24 protein-coding genes are annotated in these 21,254 nt (G+C 45.3%); 14 read left to right on the forward strand and 10 right to left on the reverse strand.

The features are described 5' to 3' along the window. Positions 1-569 precede the first annotated feature (569 nt). On the forward strand, positions 570-1,121 hold the full coding sequence (locus HKI82_RS18020; protein ID WP_102942835.1) for a gamma carbonic anhydrase family protein: 552 nt from the start codon (positions 570-572) through the stop codon (positions 1,119-1,121). On the opposite strand, the gene HKI82_RS18025 is transcribed toward HKI82_RS18020, so the two are convergent. From HKI82_RS18025 to tsaC, 4 genes are all read right to left on the reverse strand, one after another. Beyond that, complete coding sequence (locus tag HKI82_RS18025) at positions 1,122-1,388, reverse strand: DUF1488 family protein (protein ID WP_102942834.1); 267 nt, start codon at positions 1,386-1,388, stop codon at positions 1,122-1,124. Continuing rightward, positions 1,388-2,218 carry a shikimate dehydrogenase gene (gene aroE / locus HKI82_RS18030; protein ID WP_102942833.1) on the reverse strand — a complete coding sequence of 277 codons (831 nt, stop codon included), beginning with the start codon at positions 2,216-2,218 and terminating at the stop codon, positions 1,388-1,390. The genes HKI82_RS18025 and aroE overlap by 1 nt, the downstream gene beginning before the upstream one ends. 82 nt (positions 2,219-2,300) lie before the next feature. Continuing rightward, positions 2,301-3,215, reverse strand: coding sequence for an oxygen-dependent coproporphyrinogen oxidase (gene hemF / locus HKI82_RS18035; RefSeq protein ID WP_171138782.1), 915 nt, complete (start codon positions 3,213-3,215; stop codon positions 2,301-2,303). A gap of 35 nt (positions 3,216-3,250) precedes the next feature. After that, positions 3,251-3,808: an L-threonylcarbamoyladenylate synthase type 1 TsaC gene (tsaC, locus tag HKI82_RS18040; protein ID WP_171138783.1), complete on the reverse strand. Its 558-nt coding sequence runs from the start codon at positions 3,806-3,808 to the stop codon at positions 3,251-3,253. Positions 3,809-4,044: 236 nt separating this feature from the next. On the opposite strand from tsaC, the gene purE reads away from it, so the two are divergent. After that, positions 4,045-4,530, forward strand: coding sequence for a 5-(carboxyamino)imidazole ribonucleotide mutase (purE, locus tag HKI82_RS18045; RefSeq protein ID WP_102942830.1), 486 nt, complete (start codon positions 4,045-4,047; stop codon positions 4,528-4,530). Between the two features lie 3 nt (positions 4,531-4,533). After that, positions 4,534-5,667: a 5-(carboxyamino)imidazole ribonucleotide synthase gene (locus HKI82_RS18050; RefSeq protein ID WP_171138784.1), complete on the forward strand. Its 1,134-nt coding sequence runs from the start codon at positions 4,534-4,536 to the stop codon at positions 5,665-5,667. A gap of 50 nt (positions 5,668-5,717) precedes the next feature. Here the strand turns inward: HKI82_RS18050 and HKI82_RS18055 are convergent, their stop codons facing one another. The 4 genes from HKI82_RS18055 to HKI82_RS18070 are packed head-to-tail and all read right to left on the reverse strand — an operon-like array spanning position 5,718 to position 9,001. Then, on the reverse strand, positions 5,718-6,281 hold the full coding sequence (locus HKI82_RS18055) for a DNA topoisomerase family protein (RefSeq protein ID WP_171138785.1): 564 nt from the start codon (positions 6,279-6,281) through the stop codon (positions 5,718-5,720). A gap of 15 nt (positions 6,282-6,296) precedes the next feature. After that, the gene (locus HKI82_RS18060; protein WP_042489417.1) at positions 6,297-6,773 is read right to left on the reverse strand and encodes a DUF494 family protein; all 477 of its coding nucleotides are present in this window, start codon (positions 6,771-6,773) and stop codon (positions 6,297-6,299) included. 2 nt (positions 6,774-6,775) lie between these two features. Then, the gene (gene dprA / locus HKI82_RS18065) at positions 6,776-7,891 is read right to left on the reverse strand and encodes a DNA-processing protein DprA (protein ID WP_171138786.1); all 1,116 of its coding nucleotides are present in this window, start codon (positions 7,889-7,891) and stop codon (positions 6,776-6,778) included. Positions 7,892-7,903: 12 nt separating this feature from the next. Continuing rightward, a complete protein-coding gene (locus tag HKI82_RS18070) occupies positions 7,904-9,001 on the reverse strand; it encodes a LysM peptidoglycan-binding domain-containing protein (RefSeq protein WP_171138787.1) in 1,098 nt (365 codons plus the stop codon). A 138-nt stretch (positions 9,002-9,139) separates the two neighbouring features. Between HKI82_RS18070 and def the strand changes: the two genes are divergently transcribed. The 6 genes from def (at position 9,140) to HKI82_RS18100 (ending at position 15,471) form a co-directional block, all read left to right on the forward strand. After that, entirely contained in the window at positions 9,140-9,652 is a 513-nt protein-coding gene (gene def / locus HKI82_RS18075; RefSeq protein WP_042489422.1) for a peptide deformylase, read from the forward strand. A gap of 16 nt (positions 9,653-9,668) precedes the next feature. Beyond that, positions 9,669-10,616, forward strand: a complete 948-nt coding sequence (gene fmt / locus HKI82_RS18080) for a methionyl-tRNA formyltransferase (RefSeq protein ID WP_171138789.1) — start codon at positions 9,669-9,671, stop codon at positions 10,614-10,616. 120 nt (positions 10,617-10,736) lie between these two features. Next, positions 10,737-12,017 (forward strand): 16S rRNA (cytosine(967)-C(5))-methyltransferase RsmB, encoded by a 1,281-nt coding sequence (gene rsmB / locus HKI82_RS18085; RefSeq protein WP_102964105.1) that lies wholly within the window; start codon positions 10,737-10,739, stop codon positions 12,015-12,017. Positions 12,018-12,079: 62 nt separating this feature from the next. Further along, on the forward strand, positions 12,080-13,456 hold the full coding sequence (gene trkA, locus HKI82_RS18090; RefSeq protein WP_102942823.1) for a Trk system potassium transporter TrkA: 1,377 nt from the start codon (positions 12,080-12,082) through the stop codon (positions 13,454-13,456). A gap of 15 nt (positions 13,457-13,471) precedes the next feature. Continuing rightward, the gene (locus HKI82_RS18095; protein ID WP_102942822.1) at positions 13,472-14,917 is read left to right on the forward strand and encodes a TrkH family potassium uptake protein; all 1,446 of its coding nucleotides are present in this window, start codon (positions 13,472-13,474) and stop codon (positions 14,915-14,917) included. A gap of 2 nt (positions 14,918-14,919) precedes the next feature. Next, positions 14,920-15,471, forward strand: a complete 552-nt coding sequence (locus tag HKI82_RS18100) for a DUF3157 family protein (RefSeq protein WP_171138790.1) — start codon at positions 14,920-14,922, stop codon at positions 15,469-15,471. Here HKI82_RS18100 and trhA read toward each other — a convergent pair. Then, positions 15,468-16,112 (reverse strand): PAQR family membrane homeostasis protein TrhA, encoded by a 645-nt coding sequence (gene trhA, locus HKI82_RS18105; protein ID WP_042489437.1) that lies wholly within the window; start codon positions 16,110-16,112, stop codon positions 15,468-15,470. The genes HKI82_RS18100 and trhA overlap by 4 nt on opposite strands. 90 nt (positions 16,113-16,202) lie before the next feature. After that, positions 16,203-16,994: a sporulation protein gene (locus tag HKI82_RS18110; RefSeq protein ID WP_171138791.1), complete on the reverse strand. Its 792-nt coding sequence runs from the start codon at positions 16,992-16,994 to the stop codon at positions 16,203-16,205. A gap of 315 nt (positions 16,995-17,309) precedes the next feature. Between HKI82_RS18110 and HKI82_RS18115 the strand changes: the two genes are divergently transcribed. From HKI82_RS18115 to HKI82_RS18135, 5 genes are all read left to right on the forward strand, one after another. Then, complete coding sequence (locus tag HKI82_RS18115) at positions 17,310-17,477, forward strand: hypothetical protein (RefSeq protein ID WP_102955528.1); 168 nt, start codon at positions 17,310-17,312, stop codon at positions 17,475-17,477. A gap of 116 nt (positions 17,478-17,593) precedes the next feature. Beyond that, entirely contained in the window at positions 17,594-17,863 is a 270-nt protein-coding gene (locus HKI82_RS18120) for a YihD family protein (RefSeq protein WP_102942817.1), read from the forward strand. 265 nt (positions 17,864-18,128) lie between these two features. Then, positions 18,129-19,553 (forward strand): cytochrome c oxidase accessory protein CcoG, encoded by a 1,425-nt coding sequence (gene ccoG / locus HKI82_RS18125; RefSeq protein WP_171138792.1) that lies wholly within the window; start codon positions 18,129-18,131, stop codon positions 19,551-19,553. Positions 19,554-19,604: 51 nt separating this feature from the next. Next, the gene (locus tag HKI82_RS18130) at positions 19,605-20,591 is read left to right on the forward strand and encodes a serine/threonine protein kinase (RefSeq protein WP_171138793.1); all 987 of its coding nucleotides are present in this window, start codon (positions 19,605-19,607) and stop codon (positions 20,589-20,591) included. Between the two features lie 34 nt (positions 20,592-20,625). Beyond that, the gene (locus HKI82_RS18135) at positions 20,626-21,228 is read left to right on the forward strand and encodes a thiol:disulfide interchange protein DsbA/DsbL (RefSeq protein WP_102942814.1); all 603 of its coding nucleotides are present in this window, start codon (positions 20,626-20,628) and stop codon (positions 21,226-21,228) included. The last annotated feature ends 26 nt before the right edge of the window (positions 21,229-21,254 follow it).

A 21,254-nucleotide genomic window follows, 5' to 3' on the forward strand; every position in this document is an offset into this window, starting at 1 on the left:
TGTTAGGCCTGCCGCCAGCGTTCAATCTGAGCCATGATCAAACTCTTCAATTTAAGATTTTGTCGGCTCAATGAATACTGAATACATTACATAGTAATGTTGAATTGACTGTGCTGAATCTTACGATTCAATTGGTCACTCAGTTCATTGAAACCTAAGTTGCTTTGTTACGAGAACAAAGACTTAACTTTGATTTTCATCAACGAGTGCCCACACAGATTGATAGGTTTAAATTGTTAAAGAGCTTTCTTCCTACACGTTAGTGACTTAGGTCACTTCGGAAGAGGCGGTCATTTTAGCGATATAAACTTTCGTGTCAAACACTTTTTTAAGTTTATTTTCGTAGGCTTTCAGCCTTACAAAACAACCTTGCTGAACACTTTTCTGTTTCTTTCGAAGCTTGTCCGTGTCAGCGAGGGGGCATTATAGAGATCAGCTTCACATTGGCAAGTGCTTTTTTTAGCTTTTTTCTATTTTTTGTTTGTTTGACTGTTTTTTGCGCGCAACGGGCTATAAATGCAACTAATTGGCTTTTAATATGCCCTTGTCAGCAAGAAAAAGGAGGCCATATGAGCCCTATTCGCAGTTACAAAGGTATCGTACCTAACATCGGTGCCCGCGTTTATATCGATTCAACGTCTATAATAGTGGGCGATATTCAATTAGCAGACGACGCCAGCATCTGGCCATTAGTATCTGCTCGCGGCGATGTTAACCACATACATATTGGTGAACGTTCTAACATCCAAGATGGTAGCGTATTGCACGTCACACACAAAAATGCCGATAACCCGAACGGCTACCCACTCATTATAGGTAATGATGTGACTGTCGGTCATAAAGTTATGCTACACGGATGCACAATTGGCGATCGCGTACTCGTAGGTATGGGAGCGATTGTTCTGGATGGCGTTGTAATAGAGAGTGATGTAATGATTGGGGCAGGCAGCTTGGTTCCTCCGGGAAAAGTCCTTGAGAGTGGCTACTTATATGTCGGAAGCCCTGTTAAGCAAGCTCGTCCCCTTTCGGATAAAGAACGAGCTTTCCTGCTAAAATCTGCCGATAACTACGTGCAGACGAAAAATGACTATTTAAACAATGTTAAAGATGTTGTGCGTTGATTAGCTAACAACTTCTATTTGTCCAAGCTGATTGAAGGCTTCGTCTTCAATCAGTTCCTCAGCCAGTTCTTCTAGGTCAAAACGAACCATCTCAAATGCGGCTAACGCTTCTTGCTCACTACTAATAGTGACACCCGAAATCTTCGCAAGCTCATCGAGAGTAACAATGCATTCAATTAAAGCACCTGATTGCTGAGCAGGAAACGTTACGGCTTGTAGCTCACTGTTCCACTCTTGCATGTCAGGGAAAAGAATCGATTGGTTCATTAGCCTTCCAAGTTTTTTCTTAATTCACGATGAATTTGTTTTGTGCCGGGACGCAAACCGCGCCATAACATAAAGCTCTCGGCAGCTTGCCCAACTAACATTCCCAAGCCGTCATAGACATGACCACAGCCATTATCCAGCGCCCACTGGTTAAAGATAGTCAGGCCTTTGCCATACATCATATCGTAGGCCACACTTTGGGCACTGAATATAGAAGGAGAGATTTCCGGTAACTTTCCATCTAAGCTTGCAGAGGTTGAATTTATAATAAGATCAAAGCTGCCCTCAATTTGACTCATCTCTGCAGCATTCACTTTTCCGAAACCGCTGAAAGCGTTCGCTAATGACTCAGCTTTAGCAAACGTTCGATTGGTAATGGTGATACTTACAGGCTCTTTATCAATCAGTGGTTTCAGTGCACCTTTAGCTGCACCACCAGCACCGATCAATAGAATTTTAGCGCCTTTCAGCGGCACCTGATATTGCATCAAATCTTGTACCAGACCTTCACCGTCAGTGTTATCCCCTAAGATCTCACCGTCATCCAGTTTCTTTAATGTATTCACCGCACCAGCCAGTTGTGCTCGCTCAGTTAAACGGTCTGCAAACTTGTAGGCGTCTTCTTTAAAAGGAACCGTAACATTACAACCACGGCCACCGTTGGCAAAAAAAGCTTTTGCTGCAGCAACAAACCCATCAACTGGCGCTAACTCAGCGGTGTATTCCATGCTTTGATTGGTTTGACGCGCAAACAATGTGTGAATGAACGGTGATTTGCTGTGTCCGATAGGATTACCAAACACCGCATAGTGATCTTTTACAAAAGCCATATCCCTGCCTCTACCAATAAAAAGGTCGCTAAGTCTGTTATTTAACAATACTTAACGACCCTATCACTCAGTGCAATTTCTGTCACCACTCGCGCGGCACTAAAAACTCATTCAGTTTAGCTTCGGTGCTGCCAGCTTGCGGCTGGTAGTTATATTCCCAGCGAGCGAGTGGAGGCATAGACATCAGTATTGATTCTGTGCGACCGCCAGTTTGCAGACCAAAAAGCGTTCCACGGTCAAACACTAAGTTAAATTCAACGTAGCGACCACGACGATACAACTGGAACTGACGTTCTCTCTCGCCATACTCGGTCGCTTTACGACGTTCGACAATCGGCACATAAGCTTGGCAGTAACCTTCACCGACCGCTTTGATATAGTCAAAGCACTTATCAAATTCCCAATGATTCAGATCATCGAAGAATAGGCCGCCAACACCGCGAGTTTCTTCTCGGTGAGGAAGATAAAAATAGCGGTCACACCATTCTTTATGCTGCTGATAAACATCATCACCAAACGGTTCACATAAAGCTTTTGCGGTTGAATGCCACTGCTGGCAATCTTCAATAAAAGGATAGAAAGGTGTTAAGTCGAAACCACCACCAAACCACCAAATTGGCTCTTCACCTTCTTTCTCTGCAATAAAGAAGCGCACGTTGGCGTGAGATGTTGGAACATAAGGGTTTTTCGGGTGCATAACTAAAGAGACACCCATGGCTTCAAACTTACGTCCCGCCAATTCAGGGCGATGCGCCGTTGCGGATGCTGGCATTTGCTTTCCAGTAACATGTGAGAAGTTCACGCCACCTTGTTCAAACACCAAACCATCACGCATCACACGAGAGCGGCCACCGCCGCCCAACTTTTCGCCCGGCTCACGATGCCACGCATCTTCAATAAACTTGGCACCACCATCAACATGCTCTAATTGCTGGCAGATTTGATCTTGTATTGACAGCAAAAACTGCTTTACGGCTTCTTTATTAATTGTCGACATCTTTTGTTCCTTACGCATTCCCATCGCAGAGTGAGTTAGCCCTGTCTTAATACTTGTAGGGTTTTCGCATCGCGAATTTCACTTGGTTTGTTACGCCCGCCAGTTGCGCCACGCAGAATCGTAACCAGTTTGTCGCCAAGCTGCTCTTCAACTTCTTCCGTTGTCATACACGAAGGTTGACCAGTTAAGTTTGCACTGGTTGAGGTTAGCGGTTTACCGTAAGCGTTGCACAGTTGTTGAACCAGAGGATGATCGGTCACACGCACTGCGATGGTATCAAACTGACCACTCACCCATTTGGATACTTTACTGCTCGCAGGTACAACCCAAGTAACAGGACCGGGCCAAGTTGATTTGATTTGTAGTAATTGTTCTGCGGTTAACTGGCTTTCATCTATATAAGGAAGCAGTTGTTCGTATGAGGCTGCAATTAAAATCAAACCTTTCTCTACAGGTCTTTGCTTTAGTTGCAGTAACTTCTCGATGGCTTCTGGACTGTCCGGATCGCAACCCACACCAAAAACACCTTCTGTCGGGTAGGCAATCACTTCACCAGACTTCAATGCATGTAAAGCTTGTTCAAAATTATTCACAAAAACTACCTAATTGAGCTGACTTATTTCTATTTGCGCCCAGTGTACAAATTATCGGTGATTTCGCCTATACCTTAACGAGCGGAAGTTCAAACCACGCTTCCATGAACATCGAAGGGTAATTTGTCCGCCAACATTTGTTGATTACAACAACGCAATCGTTTGCTTGATGTAAAAATCCTCGTATAATGCGCGGCGTTCGCTCACCAAAATAAATATGCTTGAAGGAGTTTGAGATGAAAGTCGGTATTATCATGGGTTCCAAATCGGATTGGCCAACCATGAAACTTGCAGCAGAGATGCTAGAGCAATTCGGTGTTCCTTATGAAACGAAAGTAGTTTCAGCTCATCGCACTCCACAACTCCTAGCAGACTACGCAAGCAGCGCGAAAGAACGCGGCCTAAAAGTGATTATCGCTGGTGCTGGCGGAGCTGCCCACCTCCCGGGAATGGCAGCAGCATTCACTAGCTTGCCAGTTCTTGGTGTACCGGTTCAGTCTCGCGCTCTTTCTGGCTTAGATTCTCTATACTCTATTGTTCAAATGCCAAAAGGCATTGCGGTAGGTACGCTTGCGATTGGTGAGGCTGGCGCGGCTAATGCTGGGCTTCTAGCGGCTCAAATCATCGGTACTTTTGATGAAGAAGTGATGGCAAAAGTGGAAGCTTTCCGCACGGCTCAAACAGAATCTGTACTGGCAAATCCAAATCCAGCCGAGGAATAATTGATGCACGTATTGGTATTAGGTTCAGGTCAGCTTGCACGTATGATGTCATTGGCTGGCGCACCACTTAATATTGAAATTTCTGCGTTTGACGTTAACAGCAAGAATGTCGTTCATCCTTTAACTCAAGCTGTGATTGGTCATGGTTTAGAGCAAGCGATTGAAAAAGCAGATGTCATTACCGCTGAGTTTGAGCATATTCCTCATGATGTGCTTGAAGTGTGTGAACGTAGCGGAAAATTCCTGCCAAGCACTGACTCCATTAAAGCTGGCGGTGACCGCCGACTTGAAAAAGCACTGTTAGATAACGCTGGCGTGAGTAATGCAAAGTACACCGTTATTAATAACCGTGAAGATTTCGATACTGCGATCGCTCATGTAGGCGTTCCTATGGTACTAAAAAGTGCTTTAGGTGGTTATGACGGCAAAGGTCAATGGCGTCTGAAGAACAAGGAAGATGCAGATAAAATTTGGCCAGAAATGGCAGAGTGTATTGCATCTTCTAACAACCAAGCGATTGTTGCAGAAGAATTTGTTCCTTTTGACCGTGAAGTTTCTCTGGTTGGTGCTCGTGGCAAAAATGGCGAAGTTGCCGTTTACCCATTAGCTGAAAACGTGCACGTGAATGGTGTCCTTAGCCTTTCAACTGCTATTGATGCTCCAGAGCTACAAGAACAAGCAAAAGAAATGTTTGCCGCTGTGGCAAACAGCTTAGATTACGTTGGCGTTTTAGCTCTAGAGTTCTTTGATGTTCAAGGAAAACTACTGGTTAACGAAATTGCACCTCGCGTACACAACTCTGGTCACTGGACACAACAAGGTGCGGAAACCTGTCAGTTTGAAAATCATCTGCGCGCGGTTTGTGGCATGCCATTAGGCAGCACCAAACTGGTTCGCGAGACATCGATGATCAATATTCTTGGCGAAGACTCGTTACCAGAAAGCCTGCTAGCAATGGAAGGTTGTCATATTCACTGGTACGGAAAAGAAAAACGTCCGGGCAGAAAAATGGGTCACATCAACGTGACGGCTGATTACCACGGTGAACTGGTCCGTAAACTGTGTGAATTGGCGGATGTTTTAGATGCGAAAGCATTTCCAGCAGTTCAGGAAGTAGCGAAACAATTTAAATCTTAAGATTTAATTCCAGATACAAAAACGGCGCTTAAAGCGCCGTTTTTTATGTTCTATTCCTGAATATGCCCACACTTGCGATCCGCACATTGATACTTAGTGCCGCTAGCGAGCTTCTTCTCAACCAGTAATGAGAAACCGCATTTCTCGCACTTACCCGCTACTGGAGGTAAGTTAACGGCAAATTTGCACTTAGGGTAAGTATCACAAGCATAAAACGTTTTACCGAAACGCGTTTTACGCTCGGCAAGATGCCCTTTACCGCACTCAGGACAAGCATGTAACTTGCTTGGCTTGGTTTCATCTGCAGAGTTATCTTGAGATTCGATATGGTGACATTTGGGGTAAGCACTACAGCCGATAAACATGCCATAACGCCCTTGGCGCAATACCAACTCACTCCCACATTCAGGACAAGGCACACCAAGTTCTTTCACTATGTGTCCGTCATTCTGGTGCAGTGGTTTTATGTAGTCGCAATTAGGATACTGAGTACAGCCGAGAAACGGGCCGTGTTTGCCATGGCGAAGCTGTAACGCTCCGCCACATTTCGGACAAGGTTCGTTCAGCGCATGTTCATGAGCTGAAAATAGCTCGCTATCAATTTTACCGCTCATAATACGTTTATTAGCTTAATGAAGAATACCTTGCTCTTTGCTGTACAAGAGCTCTTCCATAAGCGTATAAGCGTTCTCATTCCCGGGAACATTGAACAGCACCATTAGGATGATCCACTTCAGGTCATCCAACTCTAATTCATTGGTCTCTAGCCCCATCACTCGATCGATCACCATTTCGCGAGTTTCAGGTGTTAATACCTTAATTTGCTCTAAAAATAGGATGAAACCACGAGATTCTAGGTCTAGACGCTCCATCTCTTGCGCTGTAAAAATACGCATAGATGTTGCCGCACTGGTTGAAATCGCTGACTGTGCATCCGTTTGTTGCAATGCCGCTAGCTCTTCTAACCAGTTTAGGGCTTTGTAGATATCTTTTTGGTGAAACCCTGCTCGAAGTAATTCATCTTCAAGCTCGTCTTGATCCACTTGCAACTCTGCATCGCTATGGATATAAGTTTCAAACAGATACATCAGAATATCCATCATCATAGCTAGCCCCTCCCCTTACGAATATAGCCACCGGAAACTGCAACAACATGCCCTGAAAGCTCAAGCTCCAAGAGCTGCATCATGACTTCTTGGACAGGTATATGGGTCCTGCTTGCAAGAATATCAACTGGTGTAGCTTCTTCTCCTACGTTAGCTAACAGCTCGGGAAATGGCAATTCATCTTCGCTATTTAAGGATAAAAAAAGTGTATGCTGACATTGCTGAGGCTGTAAGCGATTGAAATCCAGCATAGATTCAAGTTCATCAACAATCTGTTGTACATTCTGAACTAAGCATGCGCCCTGCTGAATTAGGCGATTACTGCCCACACAATTGGGGTTAAGAATAGATCCCGGTACCACAAAAACCTCTCGGTTTTGTTCAGTTGCATAGCGAGCGGTAATCAAAGATCCGCTTTTTTCCGCCGCCTCAACGACCAGAACGCCCATAGATAAACCACTGATGATCCGGTTGCGCCGAGGAAAATGGGTTGGGCGAGGTTTCGCATTAGGACGAAACTCTGAAACTAAAGCACCGTTTTCTATAATACGAGCGGCGAGATTTTTATGTCTCGAAGGATAGATAGACGCTAGCCCAGAGCCTAAAACAGCGATCGTTTTACCAGCGGCTTTCAACGCACCATCATGAGCATAGCCATCAACTCCCAAAGCTAAACCACTGGTGACCACCAACTCTTGTTCCACTAACTGCCCTGCAAACTGATGAGCAATCTTCTGACTATCAATACTGGCGTTACGACTACCAACAATAGCGATTTGTGGTTGATTCAATGTTTCCAGTTGTCCTTCAACAAACAGAACATCTGGTTTTGAGGAGATTTGTTGCAGTAGAGCAGGATACGAATCACAAAATGGCGTGATGATATGCCTTCCGGTTTGTGCCTTTAACCACTCGAGAGATTCTTCCACCTCTCGCTCAGCATCATGCATCAAATAGTGAATCTGATCAGAAGCCAATCCTACCGCCTGCCATTGGCTGGCTGAATAGCTAAAAAGGTTGAAGAGGGAATCTCGGCTCAATAACTGTTTAACAGACTTTTTGCTCAGTTTTGGCGTAAAGCTTAGCGCTAACCATGCTGATAAATCCCTTTCATTCATGACTGACTCTATTTAATCGTCAGTATCAGAAGATAGAGACAGAGCGGCATTAGCCGCGAGCGGAGACAAGGCCATAACATCTTGATTGAATGCCGTTTGACTGCGGGTGATTAACGCTAAGCTGAATTTGTCATACGGACGAATGACCATTAACTCGCCGACTTTCTTACTTGGCAGTAGCATCCCTTTATCAAACCATTTCTTTTCATAGCTAAACTGACCTTGCGAAGCAAAAACATGGCTACCGGTGTTATAAACTTCAAACATACAGCCCTGTTTTAAGCCATCTTCACCACCTTGGTTCAAAACAACAACCTGCCCTTGAGCATAATACTGACTGCCTTCCAACGCTCCCAATATACGAGCATTGGCACTTTCCGGAGCTGGATGGGGGAAAAATGTGGTGGTCAGTTTCAAACTTTCCATATCGACTAGGGGTAAAACGATATCGTTTTGCACGACTTCTTGAGATTGCTCTTTAATGCGCAATGTTGAAATCGTTTCGTCGGATCGGACAAGTTCGCCCGTCGCGATTAGGCGTAACGCCACCAATACTTCTTTGTCTCGCTCAAACTCACTGGCGGGACGATAAACACCCCACTGGGCCTGAGTATGATGCCCTGTAAAATAGAGTACATCTTGTTGGGTGATGTACTGATGTCCTTCACTATCCCCTATTACTTTACTGCTAGTTGCCAAAACGTCTTTGCTTATCAATCGGTCAGACTGCAAATAAGGCATCACTAAACCTTGTTCCACAATCGGCACCGGTTGCTTTTTCACTTTACGAACTTTAGGGCTTAGGGTGACTTTAGGTTTGAACTTCAGCTGAGGCTTACCGTTGTTCCAGACTAAATAGAGCTGATCACCGGGATAAATTAAATGTGGGTTTTCAATATCAGAGTTGATGTCCCACAGCTGCGGCCACAACCAAGGGTTGTTTAAGTACATGGCCGATATATCCCACAAGGTATCTCCTTTCACGACCGTGTAAGTCGTCGGCGCACCTTGCTTAAGCGTCAATTGGGTAGGTTGTTGGGCAAAAGCCTTTAAAGAAAAGCCATTTAGCGCAATGAACACTAGGAGAAAATAACCTTTCAATCGAGTCATGACCTTAAACCCTGCGTTAAATGAATGAGAATGATTTTGATAAATCACGCAGGATGCTGTCATTTGACTCATAAAATGTCTAGAATTGAGCCAACAAGCTTTATCCTGTTTCGGCCTAGTTCAATATTTCGAGTGTATATGTCTGTATTACAAGTATTAACATTCCCAGATGACCGTCTTCGCACCGTTGCCAAGCCGGTTGAAAAAGTCACACCAGAGATCCAAACCATCGTAGATAACATGATTGAAACCATGTACGACGAAGAAGGTATTGGTTTAGCTGCGACGCAAGTCGACATTCACCAACGCATCGTGGTGATTGATATTTCTGACAGCCGTGATCAGCCAATGGTATTGATTAACCCAGAAATTATTGAGAAGCGCGGCGAAGATGGTATTGAAGAGGGCTGTCTATCTGTCCCTGGTGCTCGTGCTCTTGTGCCACGTGCTGCTGAAGTCACCGTTAAAGCTCTTAACCGTGATGGTGAAGAATATACTTTTGAAGCAGATGACCTTCTGGCGATTTGTGTACAACACGAATTAGACCACTTAGAAGGCAAACTATTTGTTGATTATCTTTCACCGCTAAAACGTAAGCGCATCAAAGAGAAGCTAGAGAAAATCAAACGCTTCAACGATAAGAATCAATAAAAATAGAGAGGTTACCTTGAGCCAATCATTACGTATTGTCTTTGCAGGTACTCCGGATTTCGCCGCCCGTCACTTGGCGGCGTTGTTGTCTTCGGAGCACGAAGTTATTGCAGTTTATACTCAGCCGGACCGTCCTGCAGGCCGCGGTAAAAAACTGACTGCCAGCCCAGTAAAAACTCTAGCGCTTGAGCATGATATTCCTGTTTATCAACCTGAGAACTTTAAATCAGATGAAGCCAAACAAGAGTTGGCCGATCTAAATGCTGATTTAATGGTCGTGGTGGCTTACGGCCTACTACTACCGCAAGCGGTTTTAGATACACACAAACTGGGTTGTATTAATGTGCATGGTTCAATCCTGCCACGCTGGCGTGGTGCAGCTCCGATTCAGCGCTCTATCTGGGCGGGTGATGCCGAAACAGGTGTAACCATCATGCAAATGGACATCGGTTTAGATACGGGCGATATGCTGAAAATTGCTACGCTGCCAATCGAAGCAACAGATACCAGCGCATCCATGTACGAGAAACTTGCAGATCTAGGCCCACAAGCTTTGGTTGAATGTTTAGTCGATATTGCGAACGGCAATGCGAAAGCTGAAAAACAAGACGATGAGCTTGCCAATTACGCCAAGAAACTGAGCAAAGAAGAAGCTCGTATCAACTGGAGTGATGATGCAGCACACATCGAACGATGCGTTCGTGCATTTAACCCATGGCCAATGAGTCACTTTGAAGTTGCAGAAAATAGCATCAAAGTTTGGCAAAGCCGTGTTGTGGATCAAAGCTCAGACCAACCTGCTGGTACCATAATACAAGCCGATAAAACTGGTATTTATGTGGCAACAGGCAAGGGTGTATTGGTACTAGAACAGCTTCAAGTTCCGGGCAAAAAAGCAATGCCTGTTCAAGACATCCTCAATGCACGTGCAAGCTGGTTTGAAGTTGGCACACAACTGAGCTAACGATTCCTAGCCACTTCACTGAGTTGTGGCTAAATCTCCCTGAACTGAATGATGTCAGAAAGGGAAAGTACATTAATCACAGGGGCAGAGATGTCCCTATTGAATTTTAAGGGTTTCACCATGAATGTTCGCGCAGCAGCTGCTAACGTCCTTTTCCAAGTGGTCGACAAAGGTCATTCACTTTCTCACGCTCTTCCAGCAGCTCAAAAAACCATTCGCCCGAGAGATCATGCACTATTGCAAGAGATTTGCTACGGCGCTCTACGTTATCTTCCTCGTTTAGAGTCTATTGCCAATGAGCTGATGGAGAACCCTCTCAAGGGTAAAAAGCGCGTTTTTCATCACCTGATTCTGGTCGGGCTTTATCAATTAGGTTTCATGCGCATTCCTTCTCACGCAGCGGTTGCTGATACAGTGGAAGGCACAAAAACTCTGCGTGGTGAAAACCTGAGTGGACTCATTAACGCTGTATTGCGTAATTATCTGCGCAATCAAGAAGAGCTGGACCAATTCGCCGTTAGTCACAACGCGGGTAAATATGGTCACCCAAACTGGATTCTTAAAATGCTGCAAGAAAGCTACCCACAACAGTGGGAAGCAATCGTAGAAGCGAACAACAGCAAAGCTCCAATGTGGTTGCGTGTGAACCGCCAGCATCATACTCGTGACGAGTACCAAATCCTTCTGGACGAGGCGGAAATTGAATACACTCTTCACCCAGAAGCGGCAGATGCGATCAAACTGACCACACCGTGTGATGTCACCTTGCTTCCGGGCTTTGAAAAAGGTTGGGTATCGGTGCAAGATGCAGCAGCTCAGTTAGCGATTGATTACCTTCAACCAAAAGAAGGTGAGCTGATTCTAGACTGTTGTGCGGCGCCGGGTGGTAAAACTGCGCATATTCTGGAACATACCGAAGATACAGAAGTGGTTGCGCTTGATAGCGATGCGACACGACTGAATCGAGTGCACGACAACCTAGAACGTTTAAATCTGAAGGCCGATGTTATTTGTGGTGATGCACGTTATCCACAACAGTGGTGGCAAGGCGGACAATTTGATCGTATTTTGCTCGATGCGCCATGTTCTGCGACAGGTGTTATTCGTCGTCATCCGGACATCAAATGGCTACGTCGCGCGAACGATATTGATGCATTAGCTGAGCTACAACGTGAAATATTGCAGGTAATGTGGCAACAATTGAAGCCTGGTGGTACGTTAGTTTACGCAACATGCTCGATTACCCCTCAGGAAAACGTCCTGCAGGTTAAAGACTTTTTAGCGCGTACAGCTGACGCGCAACTAATTGGTTCAGATCCAGAGCAACCAGGTCGTCAAATTCTTCCTGGTGAGCAAGATATGGATGGCTTCTACTACGCTGTTATGGTTAAAAACGCGTAAGTTATTGAATCAAAGGCAGCCTGAGGCTGCCTTTGATATTAGTAGAGAATAAGAGAACAGGTATGAAAATCATCATTCTTGGTGCAGGGCAAGTTGGCGGCACACTCGCCGAAAACTTAGTGGGCGAAAACAACGATATTACTGTTGTTGATAAAAACGGTGACCGCCTCAGAGAACTGCAAGATAAATATGATTTACGCGTTGTGAATGGCCATGCCAGTCACCCTGACGTACTGAGAGAAGCGGGCGCACAAGATGCAGACATGCTGGTTGCGGTAACCAATACCGATGAAACCAATATGGCAGCCTGCCAAGTCGCCTTTACTCTATTTAACACCCCGAACCGAATTGCCCGTATTCGTTCACCTCAATATCTTGCTGAAAAAGAAGCGTTATTCCAGTCAGGCGCAGTACCCGTTGATCACCTAATCGCACCTGAAGAACTGGTGACAAGCTATATCGAACGCTTGGTTCAATACCCGGGCGCTCTACAAGTGGTTAGCTTTGCGGATGAAAAAGTTAGCCTAGTGGCGGTAAAAGCCTATTACGGTGGTCCGCTAGTGGGTAACGCACTGTCAGCACTGCGTGAACACATGCCTCATATCGACACGCGTGTTGCCGCTATTTTCCGTCAAGGCCGCCCAATACGACCGCAAGGTACAACCATCATTGAAGCGGATGACGAAGTATTCTTCGTTGCAGCAAGTAACCATATCCGTTCAGTAATGAGTGAGTTGCAACGCTTAGAAAAACCTTATCGCCGAATTATGATTGTTGGTGGCGGTAACATAGGTTCAAGCCTAGCAAAACGTCTTGAACACACTTACAGCGTTAAGCTGATTGAACGTAACTACAGCCGCGCAGAACAACTGTCAGAAGAGCTGGAAAACAGTATCGTTTTCTGTGGCGACGCCGCAGATCAAGAACTGCTAACGGAAGAGAACATCGACCAAGTTGATGTGTTCATTGCCTTAACCAACGAAGATGAAACCAACATCATGTCAGCCATGCTGGCAAAACGCCTTGGTGCGAAAAAGGTAATGGTACTGATCCAGCGTGGCGCATACGTCGATCTGGTTCAGGGTGGTGTAATTGATGTGGCGATTTCACCGCAACAAGCGACCATTTCAGCGCTGCTTACTCACGTTCGTCGTGCCGATATTGTTAACGTATCCTCGCTACGTCGCGGTGCAGCAGAAGCGATTGAAGCGATTGCTCATGGTGATGAAACGACCTCCAAAGTTGTTGGCCGTTCAGTCGGTGATATTAAGCTTCCGCCGGGTACCACCATTGGTGCGATTGTGCGTGGCGAAGAAGTTTTGATTGCCCATGACCGTACGGTTATTGAGCAGGATGATCACGTCGTAATGTTCCTTGTGAACAAGAAATACGTGCCGGACGTCGAAGCTTTATTCCAGCCAAGTCCTTTCTTCTTATAGGATGCCGGCATCACTATGCTGAATTTACGCCCCATTTTGTTTGTCGTTGGGTTAGTTCTCTCAAAACTAGCCCTGTTTATGTATGTGCCAACCATAGTCGCATTCATAACGGGTACAGGCGGATTCCTCGATTTCGCACAAGCCGTCATCATCACGCACATTGTAGCTTTCATTTGTTTGACCATAGGCCGGACATCCGATTTTCGTCTCAGTGTGCGGGACATGTTCCTTATCACCAGTTTAGTGTGGACGGTTGCCAGTGCGTTCGCTGCACTGCCTTTTGTCTTCATCAATCACATCAGCTTTACCGATGCCTACTTCGAAACCATGTCTGGCTTAACGACGACAGGTTCAACGGTGTTGAGTGGGCTTGATGATATGGCACTAAGCATTCTTTTATGGCGTTCGATTTTGCAATGGCTCGGTGGTGTAGGCTTTATCGTAATGGCCGTAGCTGTCCTACCAATGCTCAACGTAGGTGGTATGAAGCTGTTCCAGACGGAGTCTTCTGACTGGTCTGATAAAAGCAGCCCGCGAGCTAAAACGGTCGCGAAGAACATAGTTGCGGTCTACTTAGTACTGACCCTGCTGTGCATTATGGGCTACATGCTGACTGGAATGGGCTTATTTGATGCCATAAACCATGCGTTCACCACACTGTCTACTGGTGGTTACTCAACCTCTGACAGCTCAATGAATCACTTCTCTAATGGCGCTCATTGGGTAGCAACTTTGTTTATGTTCCTTGGCGGACTGCCATTCCTGCTGTTTGTGGCTACCTTGAGAAAACGCAGCCCTATGGTGCTGTTAAAGGACGCACAGGTACAAGGGTTCTTCCTGCTGTTCATTGTCGCGAGTTTAATCGTCGCCGCGTGGCTTAACCTGCACAATGGCTACTCTGTTTTAGACGCCCTGCGCATTTCAATGTTCAACATTGTGTCGGTTGTAACCACCACAGGTTATGGTCTTGATGATTTCAGTGCCTGGGGAGCACTTCCAACCACACTATTCGGTTTTATTATGATGGTGGGGGCTTGTTCAGGCTCAACAGCGGGTGGTATTAAAATCTTCCGTTTCCAAATCTGCTTTGCCTTACTAAAAAACCAGATGATGAGGCTGATTCACCCTAATGGCGTTTTCGTTCAGCGTTATAACCAACGCCCTGTGAATGAAGATATTGTCCGCTCAGTGGTTGCTTTCGGTCTTACCTTCGCCATCACCATTATTTTAATTGCGGGTTGTTTATCCGCGATGGGACTGGATCCTGTGACCAGTATTTCAGGGTCGATCACCGCAGTAGCAAACGTTGGGCCGGGAATGGGCACTGTTATTGGTCCAACAGGTAACTTTGCCCCACTGCCGGATGCGGCAAAATGGGTGTTAAGTTTTGGCATGCTGATGGGGCGTTTAGAGATTTTGACGATACTGGTGTTATTCTTCCCAGCGTTCTGGAGACGCTAATCATGAAATGTATCCCGACTTCAGTGGCAATCGCTTTCATTGCCTTCACTGCTAATGCAGCGGCCAGCCAAGTCATCGAACTAGAGGATGGACGTAAAGTTCAGCTCAATGATGATTTTACTTGGCAATATGTTCAGCCTGAAAACACTCATCAAGCAACAGCCCTTGCTGTAGCTGCACCCATTATCTCTTCACAACGCGGGACAACACTCGTACTTGAAAGCGGCAAACCAAGTCTGCAACTGTCTGACTCAGGTGTGGACATTGTTATTGGCGCCGCAAGTTATCAAAATGGCAAGGTCGTTTTACCAACCGCTATCACCAACCAAAGTTCGCTATCGGTGATCAATGTTCAACTCAAGATAGAGCTTTTGGACAGCCAGGGGAAAAAGCTTGCAGAGCAAGAAACAACGGTTTGGCAATCTATAAAACGTCTGGCGGAAACCTATCTGCGACCAAAGACAGCCGCAGAAGGCAAAGTGATAGAAATTGAAGTGCCGAAAGCAGAGAACTATCAGCTTATTGCGACGGTTTCAAACCTAGAAACCCGCTAAATCGGATTTACGTACAGATAGATCGCCAAGAAGTGGCAAGCGCAACCCGCAAGAACAAATCCGTGCCAAATCGCATGGTTATATGGGATGCGCTTCGCTACGTAGAAAATCACACCCAGTGAATAAACCACGCCACCCGCCGCCAGTAGTGTTAATCCGCCCACATCCAGATTCAAAGCAAGTTGGTAAATCACCACCAGAGATAACCAGCCCATTGCGAGATACGAGAACAGTGAAAAACGCTTAAATCGATACACAAAAGCGATTTTCATGACGATACCCAACAGAGCAATCGACCAGATCACTATCATCAAACCAAAAGCAAGCGGAGTGCGTAAGCCAACGAGCAGGAAAGGGGTATAGCTACCAGCGATCAATAAGTAAATGGCACAGTGGTCGAAGATTTTTAACCAATGTTTCGCTCTTTGATGAGGAACGGCATGGTAAAGCGTCGAAGCAAGAAACAGTGCGATCATACTGCCACCATATACGCTCATACTGGCAATAGTCAGGGCATCTGCACTATGGTTTACCGCTTTTACCAGCAATAAAACCAAGCCAACAATACCCAATATCAAGCCAATACCATGACTAATCGCATTGGCTATTTCTTCTTTCACACTGTATTCACTCACTGACATACCACACCCACATAGAACAGGACAGTAGGCAGATTATGACACATTCAGCTTACAACCGTAAGCTAGAAATGTTAATTTTTAGTTAAGCCACTATGAGTGAGAATCCAGATATTCAAGCACTCTTGTCCCAGCAGCTTGTGGCGATTCACCGCTAGTAATCGTCATTTGACGTTTTAGCTCTCCTAAACCCAAAAGACTCGCTAACATGCCTGTCGCCCCTCTTTGGTAGCGATCAATTTCAAACCACATTTGCAAAGAGTCCTTGTCGCGATAAGCCACAATTTCCAACTCACGCCAGCGACCATGAAAAGGCCCAGTGGTCGGAACAAACTCAAACTCTTGCACAAATGGCAGTGCAAAGCCTTTTGCAGCTTCACATTCAACCTGACGTAAGCGTAACCCCTGCTCTTCCAGTTCAGAAAAAATGCCATCCATCAGAGGATCTGGCCGAACGGTCAAAATATCTTTATCGGTCGGATCCAACGCCATCGCAATATCGAGACCAGTCTCCAACCAAACTTTGGCATCACCAATCGTTACAGGAGTGTTCCAAGGCACATCCATCTCAACATCAAAATCACGCGTCTCACCCGGCTGAATGGTAAATGAATACGGCAGCGACCAATCCGCTAGCACGTAAGTGCGATGCACTTTACGCTTGCGAGAACCTTGCTGTTTCGAACTGTCTTCGAATACTTCTTCCACATAGCGGCAGCAGAGTTTTAATTCAATATTATCAATATCCTGTGCGCTAGAGCCGCCATAAACGTGAACAGTAAATTTCACCGATTGACCGGGATAAAGCACTTCTTGTTGCAGAACGGAATCCACCTTTGCGGAACCTATTCCAAAACTTGCGAGGGTTTTCTTGAGAAACGACATACACACCTCCTTCTATCGCTATTCATAGTAAAGCGCATTCCATAGTAAAACGTATGAATAAAAAAACTCAATTGCAGTTCTCACACAAACTAATTCATTTTTTTTAACATATTCACTGGTTAACTATCGACCAACTGAAAACTTGGTGCTAATCTAACTTCGATATGATTTATATCGTTATTCCTAGACAATTTAAGTGGATTGGCGATTGCCAGAAGGAGCCATCCTTCAAACACCTCGGTGCCAGAAGAGCAGCTCATAGTTGCCTAGGTCCATTACATCGGCAATGGATATGCCTGACTGTTAGGTAAATGAATGCGCCCAACAACTGTCAGGTTTTCGCACACAAACCGTAGTGCAATGCGTCGTCGTAGTGGCTTCGTTGCTGCTCCGGTTGCGAAAAAGCTCGCACCTGCAAAAACTCTTGTTGAGACCAATGCACTGACTGCATCGCCAGAGACAAAAGTCGAACAGGCTGCTTAATATAGAAAAGCGCAGAGCTATTTGCTTATAAATAGTAATCTGCGCTTTTTTCTTTTCTACTTTTTCCTACATTTGATACCTTTAGCTTAAACCATTAAAAGAGTGTGGAGAAAGCTATGAAGTGTCACCGTATTGAAGAGTTGCTAGAGTTACTTGAGCCTGAATGGCAAAAAGATTCTGAATGTAACTTGCTCCAGTTCATCGTGAAATTAGCAGGCGAAGCGGGTTACAAAGGTCCGTTGGAAGAACTCACTGACGATGTTCTCATCTATCACCTTAAAATGCGTAACAGCGCAAAAGACGAAGTCATTCCCGGGCTGAAGAAAGACTACGAAGATGATTTTAAAACCGCACTGCTTCGTGCTCGTGGTGTCATCAAAGATTAAGAAACTCATCGAACGGAGCGACTTTTATGTCGCTCTTTTTTGTAATCACCGCTTCTTAACAACCAGTTTGTGTTGATAACAGAGCAGAAATACACATTTTGTTGTTAAAGATTGATTGCCTTAAAGAAATAAAAATGTTGATGGCGTTATAATCGCCCACTTATTAAAACAATACTCATCCTTCTCACTGAGTGCGGAAGGGGAAAGCAATGTCAGAGAGTGCCGTCATTTTGAAACGGCGCCAAAAAGCCCAAAGGAATATTCCATGAGTCAGGACAAAATAGACATTAAAGATGTGACTCCCAAAGTCTTTAATCCCAAAACCCACAAAGGTCAGGGAGGAGACAGATTCAACCCGAGCAAAGGGATATACGTTCGAGAGAGTAAAGGCACTTACCAGAAACTGCGTCGCTATGGTGGCTGGTTCTTATTATTACTTTTTGGATTGGTTCCTTGGATCTCTTACGGCGATCGCCAAGCTATCCTGTTGGACATGGGTAACCAACAGTTCAACTTTTTCGGCACCACACTTTATCCGCAAGATTTAACCTTACTTGCACTCCTGTTTATGATTGCCGCATTTGGACTGTTCTTCCTCACCACATTCTTGGGGCGTGTATGGTGTGGTTATCTCTGTCCACAAACTGTATGGACCTTTATGTACATATGGTTTGAAGAAAAGCTTGAGGGCAGCGCCAACAAACGTCGTAAGCAAGATGAAGGCAAAATGACGGCTAAACTGGCGATGCGTAAAACCCTCAAGCATGTTGCTTGGTTTGCGATTGCGTTAGTCACGGGTTTCACTTTTGTCGGCTATTTCGTGCCTATTCGCGACCTGGTTATCGACTTTTTCACCCTGAACGCGACGTTCTGGCCGGTGTTCTGGGTATTGTTCTTTGCCATCTGTACTTATGGCAATGCGGGTTGGATGCGTTCAATCATGTGTATTCACATGTGTCCTTACGCTCGTTTCCAATCAGCCATGTTTGATAAAGATACCTTTATTGTTGGCTACAACACCTCTCGCGGAGAACAGCGTGGTCCCCGTTCCCGCAAAGCAGATCCTAAAGCACTAGGTTTGGGTGACTGTATTGACTGTGATTTGTGTGTTCAGGTGTGCCCTACTGGTATCGATATTCGAGACGGCTTGCAGTATGAGTGTATCAACTGTGGTGCCTGTATCGACGCTTGTGATACTACGATGGAACGTATGGGCTATGAGAAAGGTTTGATTAGCTACACCACTGAGCATCGTTTATCCGGTAAACACACCAAAGTCATGCGTCCAAAACTGATTGGCTATGGCGCGGTACTGCTGATTATGTGCGGTTTGTTTGTTGCTCAAATCGCCGCGGTCGACCCTGCTGGACTAAGCGTGATTCGCGATCGTAACCAGTTATTTAGAACCAACAGCTCAGGTGAAGTAGAAAACACCTACACGCTGAAAGTCATCAACAAGACTCAGCAAACTCAAGACTATAAACTTGATGTCTCTGGCCTTTCGGATGTGACTTGGTATGGTAAACAAACGGTACAGGTGAAACCGGGCGAAGTAGTCAACCTACCAATGAGTTTAGGTGTCAAACCGGATAGCTTAAGTTCTCCTGTTGCGACAATTCAGTTTATACTCAGCGACGATACCAACCAATTCACGATAGAAGTTGAAAGCCGCTTTATTAAGAAGCTATAGACTTCTTCATTATCAAAGGAAAAGGGCTCAGTAATGAGCCCTTTTTAATCAATGACTCAAGCAACGTTTCACTTTGACGCATTAACTCCCGATCTCATGTGGTACGCACTAGAGAGCATCGGTATTCGTGCAGAATCCGGCTTTCTTGCTCTTAACAGCTATGAAAACCGTGTGTATCAGTTTGTGGATGAAGACAAACGACGCTTCGTCGTAAAGTTCTATCGTCCACAACGCTGGACTGCCGACCAAATTCGCGAAGAACATGAATTTGCACTCGAATTGGCAGAAGCGGAGATCCCGCTAGTCCCGCCACTGGTGATCAACGGCGCTAGCCTTCATCATTATCAAGGTTATGACTTTGCACTGTTCAACAGTGTCGGTGGTCGTCAATTTGAAGTCGATAACGAAGAGCAACTGGAATGGGTGGGGCGATTTCTAGGCCGAATTCATAAAATCGGCGCTGAAAAAACGTTCCAACATCGACCAACTGTGAGCTTGGAAGAATACCTATATCAGCCTCGGGAACTGCTACAAAACTCTCAGTGCATTCCGATGCATTTGGAGAATGTGTTCTTTAATGACTTAGACTTTCTGATCAAAAAAATTGAGCAGCAATGGTCAAGCAAACATGCCAACATTCGTCTCCATGGCGACTGTCATCCCGGCAATATTTTGTGGCGTGATGGCCCGATGTTTGTCGATCTCGATGACTCTCGTAATGGCCCTGCCGTGCAAGATCTGTGGATGCTACTCAACGGTGAAAGACAAGATAAGATCGTTCAACTGGATATTTTGCTTGAAGGCTACCAAGAGTTTTGCGATTTTAATGTCTCGGAATTGAAACTAATTGAGCCACTTCGTGGTCTACGAATGGTGCACTACATGGCTTGGTTGGCAAAACGTTGGGATGACCCAGCATTCCCAATCGCCTTTCCTTGGTTCAACGATCCTAAATATTGGGAAAGCCAGGTGCTGTCATTCAAAGAACAAATCTCAGCATTAGACGAGCCTGCGCTCTCACTGATGCCACAATGGTAATTTATTGCCTTTAAAAGGAAAAATGGAGTCCGTAATGAAAAAATTGTTTGCACTGGTTGCAACCCTGATGTTCAGCCTTTCGGCTTACGCAACAGACTTTCAGGAAGGAGTGCACTACAAAGAGCTCGACCTAACACCTTCTTCAAAACCTAGCGTAGTTGAGTATTTCTCTTTCTATTGCCCACACTGTAACCAGTTTGAGCCAATCATTGCTCAGCTTAAAGACAAACTTCCAGAAGGCGTGAAACTGCAAAAGAATCACGTGTCTTTCATGGGCGGTAATATGGGTAAGTCAATGAGCAAAGCTTACGCAACTATGATTGCACTAGGCGTTGAAGATAAAATGATTCCAGTCATGTTCAACCGTATTCACAACTTACGTAAGCCACCAAAAGACGATCAAGAGCTTCGTCAGATCTTTACTGATGAAGGCATTGATGGCAGCAAGTTCGATGCAGCATTTAACGGCTTTGCGGTAGATTCTATGGTTCGTCGTTTTGACAAGCAGTTCCAAGAAGCTGGCCTAAGTGGTGTTCCTGCGGTTGTGGTCAACAACCACTACTTGGTTCAGGCTCAAGGTATCAAAACATTGGATGAATACTTCGAGTTGGTGAACTTCTTGGTCAACAAGAAATAAGCAAAACAAAGGGAGCGAAAGCTCCC

This window comes from Vibrio plantisponsor, from assembly GCF_013041605.1.
Classification (GTDB): Bacteria; Pseudomonadota; Gammaproteobacteria; order Enterobacterales; family Vibrionaceae; genus Vibrio; species Vibrio plantisponsor.

Coding starts and splice junctions, on each gene's coding strand:
- HKI82_RS18020 (WP_102942835.1), top strand. CDS start 570: ATGAGCCCTATTCGCAGTTACAAAGGTATCGTACCTAACATCGGTGCC.
- HKI82_RS18025 (WP_102942834.1), bottom strand. CDS start 1,388: ATGAACCAATCGATTCTTTTCCCTGACATGCAAGAGTGGAACAGTGAG.
- aroE (WP_102942833.1), bottom strand. CDS start 2,218: ATGGCTTTTGTAAAAGATCACTATGCGGTGTTTGGTAATCCTATCGGA.
- hemF (WP_171138782.1), bottom strand. CDS start 3,215: ATGTCGACAATTAATAAAGAAGCCGTAAAGCAGTTTTTGCTGTCAATA.
- purE (WP_102942830.1), top strand. CDS start 4,045: ATGAAAGTCGGTATTATCATGGGTTCCAAATCGGATTGGCCAACCATG.
- HKI82_RS18050 (WP_171138784.1), top strand. CDS start 4,534: ATGCACGTATTGGTATTAGGTTCAGGTCAGCTTGCACGTATGATGTCA.
- HKI82_RS18055 (WP_171138785.1), bottom strand. CDS start 6,281: ATGAGCGGTAAAATTGATAGCGAGCTATTTTCAGCTCATGAACATGCG.
- HKI82_RS18060 (WP_042489417.1), bottom strand. CDS start 6,773: ATGATGATGGATATTCTGATGTATCTGTTTGAAACTTATATCCATAGC.
- dprA (WP_171138786.1), bottom strand. CDS start 7,891: ATGAATGAAAGGGATTTATCAGCATGGTTAGCGCTAAGCTTTACGCCA.
- HKI82_RS18070 (WP_171138787.1), bottom strand. CDS start 9,001: ATGACTCGATTGAAAGGTTATTTTCTCCTAGTGTTCATTGCGCTAAAT.
- def (WP_042489422.1), top strand. CDS start 9,140: ATGTCTGTATTACAAGTATTAACATTCCCAGATGACCGTCTTCGCACC.
- rsmB (WP_102964105.1), top strand. CDS start 10,737: ATGAATGTTCGCGCAGCAGCTGCTAACGTCCTTTTCCAAGTGGTCGAC.
- trkA (WP_102942823.1), top strand. CDS start 12,080: ATGAAAATCATCATTCTTGGTGCAGGGCAAGTTGGCGGCACACTCGCC.
- HKI82_RS18095 (WP_102942822.1), top strand. CDS start 13,472: ATGCTGAATTTACGCCCCATTTTGTTTGTCGTTGGGTTAGTTCTCTCA.
- HKI82_RS18100 (WP_171138790.1), top strand. CDS start 14,920: ATGAAATGTATCCCGACTTCAGTGGCAATCGCTTTCATTGCCTTCACT.
- trhA (WP_042489437.1), bottom strand. CDS start 16,112: ATGTCAGTGAGTGAATACAGTGTGAAAGAAGAAATAGCCAATGCGATT.
- HKI82_RS18110 (WP_171138791.1), bottom strand. CDS start 16,994: ATGTCGTTTCTCAAGAAAACCCTCGCAAGTTTTGGAATAGGTTCCGCA.
- HKI82_RS18115 (WP_102955528.1), top strand. CDS start 17,310: ATGCGCCCAACAACTGTCAGGTTTTCGCACACAAACCGTAGTGCAATG.
- HKI82_RS18120 (WP_102942817.1), top strand. CDS start 17,594: ATGAAGTGTCACCGTATTGAAGAGTTGCTAGAGTTACTTGAGCCTGAA.
- ccoG (WP_171138792.1), top strand. CDS start 18,129: ATGAGTCAGGACAAAATAGACATTAAAGATGTGACTCCCAAAGTCTTT.
- HKI82_RS18130 (WP_171138793.1), top strand. CDS start 19,605: ATGACTCAAGCAACGTTTCACTTTGACGCATTAACTCCCGATCTCATG.
- HKI82_RS18135 (WP_102942814.1), top strand. CDS start 20,626: ATGAAAAAATTGTTTGCACTGGTTGCAACCCTGATGTTCAGCCTTTCG.